At 31.0% G+C, this 13,681-nt stretch carries 11 protein-coding genes; 5 read left to right on the top strand and 6 right to left on the bottom strand.

Annotated features, from left to right (window positions below; genetic code table 11):
• Nucleotides 1-56: 56 nt before the first annotated feature.
• Genes FP421_RS12525 through dapF form a run of 4 tightly spaced genes read right to left on the bottom strand, consistent with a single transcriptional unit; the run spans nucleotide 57 to nucleotide 3,299 of the window.
• Nucleotides 57-950, bottom strand: a complete 894-nt coding sequence (locus FP421_RS12525) for a DUF2279 domain-containing protein (protein ID WP_159951140.1) — start codon at nucleotides 948-950, stop codon at nucleotides 57-59.
• Nucleotide 951: 1 nt separating this feature from the next.
• Nucleotides 952-1,977: an endolytic transglycosylase MltG gene (mltG, locus tag FP421_RS12520; RefSeq protein ID WP_159951138.1), complete on the bottom strand. Its 1,026-nt coding sequence runs from the start codon at nucleotides 1,975-1,977 to the stop codon at nucleotides 952-954.
• 27 nt (nucleotides 1,978-2,004) lie between these two features.
• Nucleotides 2,005-2,529, bottom strand: a complete 525-nt coding sequence (locus tag FP421_RS12515; RefSeq protein WP_159951136.1) for a GNAT family N-acetyltransferase — start codon at nucleotides 2,527-2,529, stop codon at nucleotides 2,005-2,007.
• Entirely contained in the window at nucleotides 2,529-3,299 is a 771-nt protein-coding gene (gene dapF, locus FP421_RS12510) for a diaminopimelate epimerase (RefSeq protein ID WP_159951722.1), read from the bottom strand. Before dapF ends, FP421_RS12515 begins: the two co-directional genes overlap by 1 nt.
• A 130-nt stretch (nucleotides 3,300-3,429) precedes the next feature.
• On the opposite strand from dapF, the gene FP421_RS12505 reads away from it, so the two are divergent.
• The 5 genes from FP421_RS12505 (at nucleotide 3,430) to FP421_RS12485 (ending at nucleotide 10,052) form a co-directional block, all read left to right on the top strand.
• The gene (locus FP421_RS12505; protein WP_159951134.1) at nucleotides 3,430-4,818 is read left to right on the top strand and encodes a trypsin-like peptidase domain-containing protein; all 1,389 of its coding nucleotides are present in this window, start codon (nucleotides 3,430-3,432) and stop codon (nucleotides 4,816-4,818) included.
• 136 nt (nucleotides 4,819-4,954) lie between these two features.
• The gene (locus FP421_RS12500) at nucleotides 4,955-6,397 is read left to right on the top strand and encodes a glyceraldehyde-3-phosphate dehydrogenase (RefSeq protein WP_159951132.1); all 1,443 of its coding nucleotides are present in this window, start codon (nucleotides 4,955-4,957) and stop codon (nucleotides 6,395-6,397) included.
• Nucleotides 6,398-6,680: 283 nt separating this feature from the next.
• The gene (locus FP421_RS12495) at nucleotides 6,681-7,247 is read left to right on the top strand and encodes a hypothetical protein (protein WP_201288846.1); all 567 of its coding nucleotides are present in this window, start codon (nucleotides 6,681-6,683) and stop codon (nucleotides 7,245-7,247) included.
• A gap of 7 nt (nucleotides 7,248-7,254) precedes the next feature.
• Entirely contained in the window at nucleotides 7,255-9,255 is a 2,001-nt protein-coding gene (gene ligA / locus FP421_RS12490) for an NAD-dependent DNA ligase LigA (protein WP_159951130.1), read from the top strand.
• 56 nt (nucleotides 9,256-9,311) lie between these two features.
• Nucleotides 9,312-10,052, top strand: coding sequence for a DUF4294 domain-containing protein (locus FP421_RS12485; RefSeq protein WP_159951128.1), 741 nt, complete (start codon nucleotides 9,312-9,314; stop codon nucleotides 10,050-10,052).
• A 29-nt stretch (nucleotides 10,053-10,081) separates the two neighbouring features.
• Here FP421_RS12485 and FP421_RS12480 read toward each other — a convergent pair whose 3' ends face one another.
• Together FP421_RS12480 and FP421_RS12475 are read right to left on the bottom strand one after the other, a co-directional pair.
• Complete coding sequence (locus tag FP421_RS12480) at nucleotides 10,082-11,416, bottom strand: DUF5723 family protein (protein ID WP_159951126.1); 1,335 nt, start codon at nucleotides 11,414-11,416, stop codon at nucleotides 10,082-10,084.
• Nucleotides 11,417-11,420: 4 nt separating this feature from the next.
• Entirely contained in the window at nucleotides 11,421-13,082 is a 1,662-nt protein-coding gene (locus FP421_RS12475) for a hypothetical protein (RefSeq protein WP_159951124.1), read from the bottom strand.
• Nucleotides 13,083-13,681: the final 599 nt, after the last annotated feature.

The raw sequence follows: 13,681 nt of genomic DNA, 5'->3' as shown, positions 1-13,681 counted from the left end.
GATGCAAATGTATAATCAAATATGAGTTCAGTTGATTACCAAAATGTTAAATTTTATCAAAAGTATAAATAATGAAATTTAACTTGACCTTTAGTGTTAATTTCTAAAGCAGGAGCAGGTATTTTTATAAAATTGATAACAGAAAACACAGATTTTAAGAATTTAGATTTAGTAGGAATCTTTACTAAATCGATATCGAGACTTAAATAAAACTGTCTATATGGGTCTTGAAGGGCTGAATTCTGCGTATTTTCATTTCCATAAAGCATACCATCAGCGCCATAACCAACAGCAATATTTAACCATTTAGGAAAGTTACCTTCTTTATTAAAAGACCAAATATTTGCAGAAAGCCAATAGGTTTGTCCGTTATAATCTTTGAGTGCTTGTTGCAAATAATTTTCACCTAAAGTATTAGGCCTTTGTTTTGCAAAATTGGTTTGATGAAAGGAATATTTTACAGTAATTCTTTGTTCGTTCCATAATAATTCTTGTCCAACTAACAGTCCAGTTCCAGCAGCATTTGCTAAAATATCTCCAGGTGAGGCTCCCCATTGTTTTGAAAATCCATCTAAAACTTCTACTGCAGTTAAAAATGCAAAACCATAAGTTGCACCATAAATCAATTGATTTTTTTTAGAAACCCCAGCCCAATCCAAAGCTTCCATTCCAATTTTACCAACATAATATGAGGTCATAAAATGACCAATTTTATCCATTTGTTTCCAATCGTTATTATCATTTTTAAAATGAAAACTTGATTGAGGATAATCTTTATACCAAAGTTGATGTAAGGCAATTAAAGCGCCACCAGCTAATGCACTTTTAGAAATAACAACTACATTTCTTCTTTTTTTATGTAATGTGTCAGACTTTTTAAAAAATGATGAGTTTTGTGCGAAAAATGACAACGAGCATAGTAAAAATGATAACTGAAAGACCTTTTTCATATTATCTATTGATTCTATGTCTGTTAAGCCAACGTTGATATTTAGCGGCATTTCTATTGTGCTGTCTTAAGGTTTTTGAAAATTCGTGATAACCAATCTTATCAACGCTAGCACACATGTAGTAATAATTATGTTTAGCAGGATTTAGTACAGCATCAATAGCAGAAATATCTGGCATTGCTATCAAAGTAGGGGGTAACCCTCTGTTTTTGTAAGTGTTATAAGGTGATTTAATTTCCAAATCTATATTTAAAACTCTTTTAACCACAAAATCTTGTCCTTTTACTCGTTTTACACAATAAATAATGGTTGGGTCTGCTTGTAAAGGAATTCCTTTTTTTAGACGATTTAGATACAAACCTGCTACAATAGGTCTTTCTACTTCTTTTGCAGTTTCTTTATGAACTATAGAAGCTAACGTAATAACTTCCTCTTTAGTTAAGTTTAGCGCTTTTGCTTTTTTTAAGCGAGTATTGTTCCAAAATCTTTTGTAAGCTGTGAGCATTTTTGTTCTGAACTTCTCAGGAGAAACTGTCCAATAAAACTCATATGTATTCGGAATAAATATTTGGAGTACAGAGTTTTTTGTCAAGTTGTTTTTAGATAAGAATTCTTTATCGGTAAAAGCAGTGAGTAAAGAAATTGAATCGGTAGCTAACTGAGTTGCAAGTCTACCAGATAATTTTTCTAAAGTATCTTGATTGTTAAAAGAGAGCTTTAAAGGTGTTTGCCAACCACTTCGTAACATGTTTACCAGGTCGTTATTAGACATTCCTTCTTTTAAAACATATCTCCCAACCTTAGGTTTTGTAACACTTTTTTGTGCTGCAACCCATAAAAACGTGTTAGGTTTGCTTGAGAATTCTGATATTTTTTCTTTAACATCAACTAAACTGTCTGTTGAGTTTACAAACAAAACAGTCTCTTTTGTTATTGCCTCTCCAAATATTTTTTGATAATAATTGTAGCCTAAAATTCCTCCAAGAATCAGGAAGAAACCTATGATGTATAATGATTTTTTACGCAATGAAATTAGTTTTAATGAAAAACAAAATTAGTGTTTTATCAATTGAAACAAAATTTCATCTTTAAATTTTCCTTCAGATAAAATCCAATCTGTTTTAACCCCCACTTTTTTAAAGTTGTATTTTGTAAAAAGCGAGATACTTTTGGTATTATCCGAGGTAATATTTGCATACAATTGATGCAAGTTTAGCTTAGAAAAAGAATAGTTAATTAGTAGTGATAATGTTTCTGAGGCATATCCTTTTTGTTGATAATCAGGATGAATTAAAATGCCAATTCCAGCACGCATATGCTGTGGGTTAAAGTCAAATAAGTCAATTGTTCCTATTTGATCTTTGGTTGATTTTTCTTCGATAATTAAACGCAATTGTTTGGCTTCAAAAATATCTTGATAAGAATTTTCGATATATTGCTTTAAAATATATTTTGAAAAAGGAGTTTGTGTATGGCTAACTTCCCAAAAAGTATCGTTGTTTTCTATTTGAAATAGAAAATTTAAATCTTCTGGTTCTAAAGCACGTAAGTTGATATGTTTTCCTTGTAATTTTTGCATTATGTGATAACAGAACCTTTAAAAACAAATTGAGCAGGACCCGTTAAAAACACATTGGTGTAAAGGCCATTTTTTTCAGAAAAAGAAACCTCTAAATTACCACCTTCTACAGGTAAAGAAATTGAATTACTTTTAGTTTTGTGTGTTTTATGCATTGCAATGGCAACAGCGGTAACCCCTGTTCCACAAGCTAAAGTTTCATCTTCAACACCTTTTTCATAGGTACGAACTCGAAAAGTATTAGCATTAATTTGTTGCACAAAATTGACATTACTTCCTGGGAAATCATATGAATTTCTAATTTTTCTCCCTTTTTCAAAAACAGGAAATTTGTCTAAATCATTAACCAATTCTACGTGATGTTGTGTCCCTGTATAAGCAAAAACAGCATCCTCTTTAACTTTTACTTCGTCAACATCAATCATTTTTAAGGAGACAATTCCGTTATTAATTTCAGCATAATGCGATCCATCTACAGCTAAAAAATCAGTTCTATCTTCAATAATGTCAAGTTGTTTAGCAAAAGCAACAGCACACCTGCCACCATTACCACAAAATGTTTGACTTCCATCAGCATTAAAATAAATCATTTCAAAATCGAACTCTGGATGATTCTCAATCAATATTACTCCATCTGCACCAATACCAAAATGTCTGTCACATAAATGTGAAATTATGTCAGTATTTTCTTTTGGAAAGATTTTTGTTCTGTTATCAATCATAACAAAATCGTTTCCTGTTCCTTGATATTTGTAAAACTCTAATTTCATTGGCACAAAGATAGCGATTTCAATCACAAAAAAATGCTGTTAATACGTGGTTAAAATGCGTTAAAAACAAGTTAAACAGATTTTTTTAAAATGTTAAAATTGTATATTTGAATTATTAAAAACGATGATTATGAAGAAAATTTTTGGTTTTTTAGGAATGGCAATTTTAGGAGGAGCTCTTACATTAGGAGGCTACAAAATGCTATTTAACGATCAGGTTATTGTAGAAAGAACAATTGCAGAGCCTTTAAAAACGGTGCAAACAAATTTTAATCCAACCTACAAGAGCGAAGCTAGTGCAGTCAATTCTATTGATTTTACAGTTGCTGCAGAAAGATCCATTCATTCTGTTGTTCACGTAAAAAATACTGCGGTTAGAACTAGGATGAATCCTTATGATTTAATCTTTGGAAATGGAAATGGAGAAAGAAAGTACGAACAAGTAGGTACAGGAAGTGGTGTAATTATATCTCAAGACGGTTACATTGTAACCAACAATCATGTAATTGCAGGCGCAAATAATATTGAAATTACTTTAAACAATAAGCAAAAATATCCAGCTGAATTAATTGGAACAGATAAAGAAAATGATATTGCATTGTTAAAAATTGATGCTGATTTAGATTTGCCTTACATCCCTTTTGCGAATTCAGATAATCTAAAAATTGGAGAATGGGTTTTAGCAGTAGGAAATCCGTATGATTTAACATCAACCGTAACTGCTGGAATTGTAAGTGCCAAAGGAAGAGATTTAGAAGGAAATTCTGCAATAGATTCTTTTATTCAAACAGATGCAGCTGTAAACCCTGGAAATAGTGGAGGAGCATTGGTAAATACTAGAGGAGAATTGGTTGGGATTAATACAGCAATTTCTTCAAAAACAGGTTCTTTTATAGGGTACTCTTTTGCAGTACCATCCAACATTGCTAAAAAAATTGTGGATGACTTGTTAGAGTTTGGGTCTGTACAAGAAGCTATTTTAGGAATAAACATTGATCAAAGAGAACAGGATATTGAAGGAGTTAGAATTGCATCTTTACCTGATGATAGTGGAGCAAAAAAAGGAGGTTTAAAGGCTGGAGATATTATCAAAAAAGTAAACAACGTGAAAATATCTAAATTTTCTGAGTTAAGAGGTCAATTAACGGCAAAAAGACCAGGTGAATTGGTAAATATTACAGTAGATAGAGATGGACAATTTATTACTAAAAGTGTTAAGCTAAGTAAAAAAGATACTTTTATATCAAGAGGTCTTAATATACAGTTAAAAGATTTATCAAAGAAAGAATTAAAGAAATATAGTCTTAAAGGTGGTGCAAAAATTATAAGAAATGGAAACAGAAACTTAGATTATTACGGAGTAAAAGAAGGATATATTATTACTGAAATTAATAAAAACCCTGTTAGAAGTGCTTCTGAAGCTGCTAAAATTATAGATGCATCTTATGGTAATGGAAAAGTAATTTATTTAGAAGTTGTTAATTTAGAAGGAGAAAGAGAACGTTATGCTTTCAGGTAGTAATAAATCTAAATAATTCAATGAAATCCTGATATTTTATCAGGATTTTTTTATTTACGAAAATTTTACGAAATCGATTTCGTATTTTTAAAAAAAGAAATACTTTTGCACCAGAATGAACACTTAATTCAAACAAATGTTAACAGCCATTAATTACGAAGAAGAAGTATTATCTCAAGCACAAGTTAGAAGAGCAACAGTAGAATTTATCAATATTGTAAACGATTTATGGTATGATAAATCTATTGAATTGGTTTTGTTTAGAAATCCTTTAGTAGACAAACGCGCTAATGAAGTTTTAAATTTGATTGATTATGCTAAGGAGTTTGTAAGTAAACCTATCACTATTAAAGATGCTTTAGAAATTGCCAAAGCTATTCAGAAAGTTGACTTGCCATCATCAAAATTAGATATTGGTAAATTGGCTTATGAAAGTTATTTGAGCCCAAAAAAATCAGCAAATAAAGTTGAGTTTATAAAACACAAATTAAGAGATGCTATAGAATATGGAGACATACAACCTAAAGATGTAGTTTTATATGGTTTTGGAAGAATTGGACGTCTATTAGCAAGAGAATTGAGTTCTAAAATGGGTAGAGGTTCTCAATTACGTTTGCGAGCAATTGTTACGCGTGGAGAAATCAATAAAACTGTTTTAGAAAAAAGAGCGTCTTTGTTAAGTGTAGACTCTGTTCATGGAGATTTCTTAGGAACTGTTCAAGTAGATGCAGAACATAATGCGTTAATTATTAACGGAACTACTGTTAGAATGATTTCTTCAAATAATCCAGAAGATATAGATTATACAAATTACGATATCAATAATGCGTTAGTCATTGATAATACAGGTGCTTTTAGAGATGATGTTGCTTTAGAGAGACACTTAAAAGCCAATGGTGTAGATAAGGTGTTGTTAACTGCTCCAGGAAAAGGAATTCCTAATATCGTACATGGTGTTAATCATAAAAAATACAGTCCAGATAAAGTAGATATTTTCTCTGCAGCATCTTGTACAACAAATGCAATTACACCTGTTTTAAAAGTTTTAGAAGATAATTTCGGAATTCATAAAGGTCACCTAGAAACCATTCATGCATATACTAATGATCAAAACTTGGTAGACAATATGCACAGCAAATACAGAAGAGGTAGAGCTGCAGCATTAAATATGGTAATTACAGAAACAGGCGCAGGACAAGCTGTTGCTAAAGCAATTCCTGCTTTAAAAGGAAGATTGACTTCAAATGCAATTCGAGTTCCTGTACCAAATGGATCTCTAGCTATTTTAAATTTACAACTTCGAACAAAAGTTACTAAAGAAAGAATCAATTCTATGCTAAAAAAATATGCATTAGAAGGTGATTTAGTAGAACAGATTAAATACTCTTTAGATAACGAGTTAGTATCTTCAGACATTATTGGTACAACTGCACCATCAATTTTTGATAGTAATGCAACTATTGTAGACGGAGAAACAATTGTAATTTATGTTTGGTACGATAATGAATACGGTTATTCTCATCAAGTAATACGTTTGGCAAAACACATTGCCAAAGTAAGAAGGTTTACCTATTATTAAAATATTATTTCCCCAGCTTAACACATAAGCAAAGAAACCCGAAGCAATTTTCTGTTTCGGGTTTTATTTTTTTTAGAAGCTATTTCCAGCTTTCGCTACTCGCTGTTTCGTTCCTCAACGAGCTCAAACATACCGCTCAATCTGGGCTAAACTTGTTTGCTTAATTTTAGAGAACTTAATGTAAAAGTCATTGTCAGTTAGAGTGTGCTATTTGATCTAAATGAAAAACAAAATGTATCGAGAACTTTAAATGTTTTCACTATTTTTATCAAAATTTATTTTAATGAAAAAATTAACTTTTGTCTTAGTTTTAATAAACATATTTCTAATGAAAGGACAAGAAAAACTTCCATATTATGAAATACCAAAGATGGATGAAAAATATACAGCACAAAATACAGTAGCAAGAATGATAGATGGTTTAGGCTTTAGATACTATTGGGCTACAAATGGGTTAAGACCAGAAGATTTAGCATATCAACCTGATGGAAAAGGTAGAAACTGTCAAGCTACCATAAATCATTTATACGATTTGTCTAACATGATGTTGCGTTTAACAAAAACAAAAGTTCCTCAAGAAATTGAAAAATCTAAAATGACGTTTACAGAAAAGAGAAAGCAAACTTTAGTAAATATAGCAGCAGTAAGTAAAAAAATAAAGGCGAGTAAAAATTTAGCAGAATTTTCTATAAAAAAGGATGGTAAAATTACCATTCCATTTTTTAATGTAATAAATGGGCCTATTGCAGATGCTATTTGGCATACAGGTCAAGTTGCTAGTTTTAGGCGTTCTTCAGGAAATCCTATAAACCCAAAAGTAAATCATTTTTCTGGCACAGTAAGAGAGTAGAATATAAATGACAGCAGCACAAAAAATACAATCACTTCGTGATGAATTAAACACACATAATTATAACTATTATGTGTTAGATAATGCAACTATATCAGATTACGATTTTGACATCAAACTCAAAGAATTAGAAAAATTAGAATTAGAAAATCCTGAGTTTTTTGATGCAAATTCACCAACACAAAGAGTAGGAGGTACCATCACTAAAAACTTTGAAACGGTTACGCATAAAAACAGAATGTATTCTTTAGACAATTCTTACTCTAAAGAAGATTTGTTAGACTGGGAAAAACGTATTCAAAAAATATTAGGAAGAACAGAGCTTGAATATACATGTGAACTGAAATATGATGGTGCGTCTATCAATTTAACTTACGAAAATGGGCAATTTGTAAAAGCAGTAACCAGAGGAGATGGTTTTCAAGGTGATGAGGTTACCAATAACATTCGTACAATAAAATCGCTACCCTTACAGATCAAAACGGACTTTGTACGCGATTTTGAAATGCGTGGAGAAATTATTTTGCCCCTTGATGGTTTTGCAAAAATGAATCAAGAACGATTAGCAAATAATGAAGAAGCCTATAGGAATCCAAGAAATACTGCAAGCGGAAGTTTAAAGTTACAAGATAGTGCTGAGGTTGCAAAACGTCCTTTAGATTGTTTATTGTATCAAGTAGTTACTTCAGAACGCAAATATAAAACTCATTTCGAAAGTTTAGAGAATGCTAGAAAAGTTGGGTTTAAGGTTCCTAAAACAATCACTTTAGCAACATCAATTGATGAAGTTTTTGAGTTTGTAAATCATTGGGATAAAAAACGTCATGATTTACCATACGAAACAGATGGAGTTGTAATCAAAGTAAATAATCTGCAACATCAAGAAGAGTTGGGGTATACTTCAAAAGCACCAAGATGGGCAATTGCTTATAAGTTTAAGGCGGAACAAGTTTCTACCATTTTAAATGAAATTACGTATCAAGTGGGTAGAACAGGCGCAATTACACCAGTGGCAAATTTAGAACCTGTACAATTGGCAGGTACAACTGTAAAAAGAGCTTCTTTGCACAATGCTGATCAAATTGAAAAGTTGGATATAAGAGAAAGAGATACAGTCTTTGTAGAAAAAGGAGGAGAAATCATTCCGAAAATTATTGGGGTAGATTTTACAAAACGTCCAGAAAATTCTACAACAACTATTTATGCTGCAAATTGCCCAGAATGTAACACACCTTTGGTAAGAACAGAAGGAGATGCAAAACATTATTGCCCAAACGAATTTGGATGTGCTCCACAAATTACTGGAAGGATTCAGCATTTTATTAGCAGAAAAGCAATGGATATTGATGGTTTAGGTGGAGAAACTGTAGATTTATTGCGTAAAGAAGGATTGATTCAAAATTATGCTGATTTATATGATTTAAAAGTTGAGCAAGTAATTCCTTTAGAGAGGATGGCAGAAAAATCTGCTAAAAATATGATTTCAGGAATTGAAAAATCAAAAAGTATTCCATTTGAAAAAGTATTATTTGCACTCGGAATTCGTTTTGTAGGAGAAACTGTTGCAAAAAAATTAGCAAAACATTTTAAATCTATAGACAATTTAATGACTGCTGATTTTGAAACTTTAATTGCTGTAGATGAAATAGGAGATAGAATAGCACAAAGTATTATCGATTTTTCATCCGATTTAGGAAACATTCAATTAATTAATCGTTTAAAATTATACGGACTCCAATTAGAGGTTTCACCTGAAAGTTTAGAAAATCAAACCGATAAATTACAAGGGCAAGTATTTGTGGTTTCAGGAATTTTTCATCAAATGAGCAGAAACGAACTTAAAAAAGCCATAGAAGATAATGGAGGAAAAGTCAGTTCATCAATCTCTAAAAAGACAAATTTTATTATTGCTGGTGATAATATGGGGCCTTCAAAACTGCAAAAAGCTGAAACATTGGGTATCCCAATCATTTCAGAACAAGATTTTATTGATAAAATTAGTCAATAGTTTTGGCAACCTTTTTGTTTAGGTAACTTTGTACTTTATTTTTTCTGTTTGGTAAAATGAAAAACCTATTATACATATATATAGTCTTAAATTGTCTCATTTCTTTTGCTCAAGTAAAAGAGAAAGACTCCTTGCCAGATAATATAGATGAGTATGTTTTTGTAAAACCTGGAGATTCACTAACGGTAGAATTCAAAGGATTCGAATTATTGCCGAAACCTAAATTCAAATCCAGAAATGATATTCGTTATTATTTATGGTTTCGTAGAAAAGTCTTCAAGGCTTATCCTTATGCGCAATTGGCATCAACTAGACTAGATTCTTTAAACGCGAGGTTAAAAAGAATAGAATCTAAAAGAAGACGCAAAAAATACACGAGACAAATTCAAAAGTATATTGAAGGAGAGTTTACAGATCAAATCAAAAAAATGACCAAAACAGAAGGTCGTATTTTAATAAAGTTGATTCATCGTCAAACTGGTAAAACAGCTTTCAATAATATTAGAGAACTACGAAGTGGTTGGAAAGCGTTTTGGTATAATACTACAGCAAATGTATTTAAGCTTTCTTTGAAATCAGAATATCATCCAGAAACAGAAAACGAAGACTTTTTAATAGAGGATGTTTTGCAACGTGCTTTTCAAGACGATAAATTAAAAAGACAACCCTCAAAACTCCAATTTGATTTTTCTAAAATTATAATAGAAAGAAAAGCAGAAGTAGATGTTGACGTTTATAAAAAGATGTTTGCTAAAATTAGAAAAAAGAAGAAAAACAAAAAAAGAAAGAGCAATTAATAAATTGCTCTTTCTTTTTGTATTCAAAATTAATTTTTGTCATCAGTTTCTTTTTTGATTTTCATTTTCGATTTTCCTTTGTAACCAAAAAGGAAGTTCAGTCCAAATCTAAAATTCGCTTGATTTGCTTCTTCAACCTTACCAGAAATATTAGAAATGTCTTCGATAGCTGTATAAAGCTGTAAAAATCCAAGTTGAACAGCAAAGTTTGCACCAAACCTCATGCCTCCAGTATTACCACCAGTACTTGCTATAACTCCATAAGTTGCTTTGGGTAACGTTCTGTTATAACCCAAGCCAAAGCTAGGTTTAGTTTCTACAAACGGATTATTGTTACTAAAATAAGTAGCTCTTAAGGCATTTTTCTCTGACATTTGATAATTTGCCGAGAAAAAAGTTCTCGAACCTATTTTGGTTTTAAAACTATCATTAGTTTCAGATGTTCCAATAACATCGTTTAAAGCATCTTCTATCTCACCTTGCACATTTCCAGAATCTTGGAAATCAAAACCTTGAAAAACTGCTCCTGTAGTGTCTTGTATTCTATAGTTGGTTACATTGTCTGTCCAATTAATAGAACCTAAATCATTAATTGCCAATTCAAAAGAGAATTTGTTATTAAGTTGATAGGCAAATCCTAAATCCATTCCAAAACCACTATTATTTCCAAAGAAAGAGAGATCATCAGTGTTGGCAATTCCAGATGTATTAACTACTGCGTTTGATGCCATGATAGTCCAAAGAAAATTATTCTGATTAATATCAACAGCAAATTCTGCATTATCTTCAATCGAAGAATGTGCAATACCATTTAGCGACTTTAATCGTACTCCAACCGTAAACTTATCGTTGAAAAATTGTCGAGTTATACCCACACCAATTTCACTGTAGGAATTTAATCCTAATCTTTCTTGAGATAAGGCAAAACTTTGCCCAAAACCGTTTGCTGCAATATTGGTAAAAGTGTCCGTAAATTCCCAAGCTAAATTAGCTCTGGCATTAGCAAAAAACGTAATAGAACCTTTTTTAGTCTTAAAAGCTAACATAAATAAGTTTGCAGTTATATCTGTAGCAAAAACATTAGAAGTTCCGGCAACACTATTCAGGTTGTCAAAATCTAACTTTAAACTGTTATTACCACTTTCTACTAATATGTCGTTTAGTTTTATGGTAGAGTTAAGGTTTGCGCCAACATTTAATGGTGTACCAAAACTTACTTTATATTTAGGTAAATAAATGGGTGATAAATCTTGAGTTTGAATTACATAATCTTTTAAACTATAAAAAGATAGATAATCTTGCGCTTTTACAGAGCTGATAAGCACAAAGACAAGTAGGCTTGTTAAATATATATTTTTTTTCATGGTTTTAATCTTCAGATGTTATACTTGCGTTTGCTTCTATACCAACATTTACTTCTAATTCATCACTACCTTTAATAACAACAGAATCTTTTCCTGTTGGTAATTGCAGTGTAACTCTTACGTTTATTTTGCTAGCATTAGTAATATTACTTATTTCAGTTTCATTTAACTCTATTTCGAAGTTCGATGAAACTGCAACACCATCAGATTGTCCATTCTGACCTAAATTGGCAGCTTGAAAAGCGTTTAACGATTCTGTATGTACAATTTGATTAGAATTATCTTTAAATTCTAAAACGATATCTCCTGTTAAAGGAATTTTATTTTCTACACTTGCAACTATTTTAATGTATTTAAAATCGTCTAAATCTTCAGCGCCATCAAAATCAATTTCTTTATCTAAACTTACTTTATCAAAATTAATTTTTACTTCTGCACTTAACCCAGTATTATTCTTGGCGTAAAAGTTTGTGTTTACTCCGCCAGAATTAAGTGGGTTTGCAGAACCTGAAACATCAAATTCTAAAGATGATGGTTTAGATTCTAAAAGGGTTCCTATGTTTGAGTTGCTATTGTCAAGGGTTACACTAGTCATTTTTTCAGCATCTCCAAAGTTGGCTACTTCATCAACAATAATTGTATTTGCTAAAGATTGATTTCCTGTATATGTTAAATTCACTGATGATGAATTATTTACAGCTTTTACAGAAGATAAATCCATACTAATAGGAAATCCGTAGTCATTAGTAACATCTATTGACATAGTAACGTTTTCAAAAGAGACATCACCTTCACTAAAGTTGTCAAAGAAATCTCCTAAATCAATAGTATTTGAAGAAACATTAAACGTTTCTTGTTTAAAATCTCCGTAAATTACCTCATAAGAAACATTAGAAATTACAGCTTTATATGATATAGCATCATCTGCATCTAGTTGGTTTCCAGCTGCAAATGTAAAACTAGAATTTACATCTATTACAACCTTATTTGTTGTTTTACCTGTTCCAGTACCATCATTGGTTAAATCTACAGAATACTCATCTAAATTTAAAGTGATTGTTTCTTGAGTTTCACCAGAAATAGTAACTGTTTGAGTAAAAATACCTCCATCTGTTTTTTTCTTAAATGATGGTATAGTAACTGTTAAATCTATGCTTGCATCAACTTTAGAGGTGAATGTTATTGTAAAAAGACCTCCGTCAAATGAAACTTCTGTTAATTTTTTAGACAAGTTTAAATCATGTACTTTTTGATTGCTTCTTTGATACGTTCCAATTAACGGATTTGTAACTCCTGGAGAAATTTCTTGTGTAATAGTATATGGAAAACTCTCTCCAATTCCATCTAAATCTACTTGAGTTATCGGGCTTTCTATAGAACTTTCTATGTTAGTGTCGTCAATTTTTACATTAAATGCGTCGTTATTTACTCCAGAAAAAGATTTAGAGTAACTAAAGCTAAATTCTTCTGTAGATGTTGGGCTCAAATCACTTGATCCAATGTCGTTAAATATTTCAGACAAATTGTAATTAATAAATCCAGCAGGAATTTTCACATTACCATCCCAGGAAACATCTTCAATTTCTTTGTCAAAATAAGAAACGTCACAGGCGGCAATTAACCCAGCTAGGAATAGCAATAGGTATAGTTTTTTGTTTGTTTTCATTACCAATAATTTTAATGGTTATAATTTAGTTTGATGTTTAGACAAGCACAATATAGTAAATTTAAGTACTTCCTATATAGTAATTAATCTTAGATTTTTTTTTGTGTTTCCCTTTCCGTTGTCAGGGTCAGGCTTTCCTCGCTCGCTTTTTGTTTATACTTCCCAAAAGAGCTCAGACAAACGCTTCAACGCTTAACACGAGCAATTTTGCTGGTATTAAGCATTGGGTAGCTATTAATAGCCTATTTAACTGTATCATGTTATTCCAGAAAGAATATTAATTATTACTATGGTATTTAGAATCGTATTCCATAGATTATGGCGTCCAATTCTTTTGAGAACTTATTAGTGTAATGAATTTACACTATAATTATAATGTAATTCAATCTAATAATAAAAAAAAAGTGATTTATAATCAATTAAGAACAAGCGTTTTAATTAAGGTTTAAAAAGTAATTAAAAAGATTATTCAAAAAAGACTTGTGAGATTAAAAATGGGTTGTATATTTGCACCCGCTAAGCGAAAAAACAAATAGTTTTTAGAGCGAGGATTAGTTCATTGAGAAGTTGTTTTAGGTTGTATTTATTAGTTGTTTTAA

It is taken from the genome of Polaribacter septentrionalilitoris, assembly GCF_009832745.1.
GTDB lineage: Bacteria > Bacteroidota > Bacteroidia > Flavobacteriales > Flavobacteriaceae > Polaribacter > Polaribacter septentrionalilitoris.
The sequence above is the reverse complement of the archived record's forward strand: the minus strand, read 5'-3'. Positions and strand labels throughout refer to the sequence as shown.

Excerpts from the sequence above, each read along its gene's own strand:
- FP421_RS12525 (WP_159951140.1), bottom strand. The coding sequence starts at position 950 with ATGAAAAAGGTCTTTCAGTTATCATTTTTACTATGCTCGTTGTCATTT.
- FP421_RS12515 (WP_159951136.1), bottom strand. The coding sequence starts at position 2,529 with ATGCAAAAATTACAAGGAAAACATATCAACTTACGTGCTTTAGAACCA.
- dapF (WP_159951722.1), bottom strand. The coding sequence starts at position 3,299 with ATGAAATTAGAGTTTTACAAATATCAAGGAACAGGAAACGATTTTGTT.
- FP421_RS12505 (WP_159951134.1), top strand. The coding sequence starts at position 3,430 with ATGAAGAAAATTTTTGGTTTTTTAGGAATGGCAATTTTAGGAGGAGCT.
- FP421_RS12500 (WP_159951132.1), top strand. The coding sequence starts at position 4,955 with ATGTTAACAGCCATTAATTACGAAGAAGAAGTATTATCTCAAGCACAA.
- FP421_RS12495 (WP_201288846.1), top strand. The coding sequence starts at position 6,681 with ATGAAAAAATTAACTTTTGTCTTAGTTTTAATAAACATATTTCTAATG.
- ligA (WP_159951130.1), top strand. The coding sequence starts at position 7,255 with ATGACAGCAGCACAAAAAATACAATCACTTCGTGATGAATTAAACACA.
- FP421_RS12485 (WP_159951128.1), top strand. The coding sequence starts at position 9,312 with ATGAAAAACCTATTATACATATATATAGTCTTAAATTGTCTCATTTCT.
- FP421_RS12480 (WP_159951126.1), bottom strand. The coding sequence starts at position 11,416 with ATGAAAAAAAATATATATTTAACAAGCCTACTTGTCTTTGTGCTTATC.
- FP421_RS12475 (WP_159951124.1), bottom strand. The coding sequence starts at position 13,082 with ATGAAAACAAACAAAAAACTATACCTATTGCTATTCCTAGCTGGGTTA.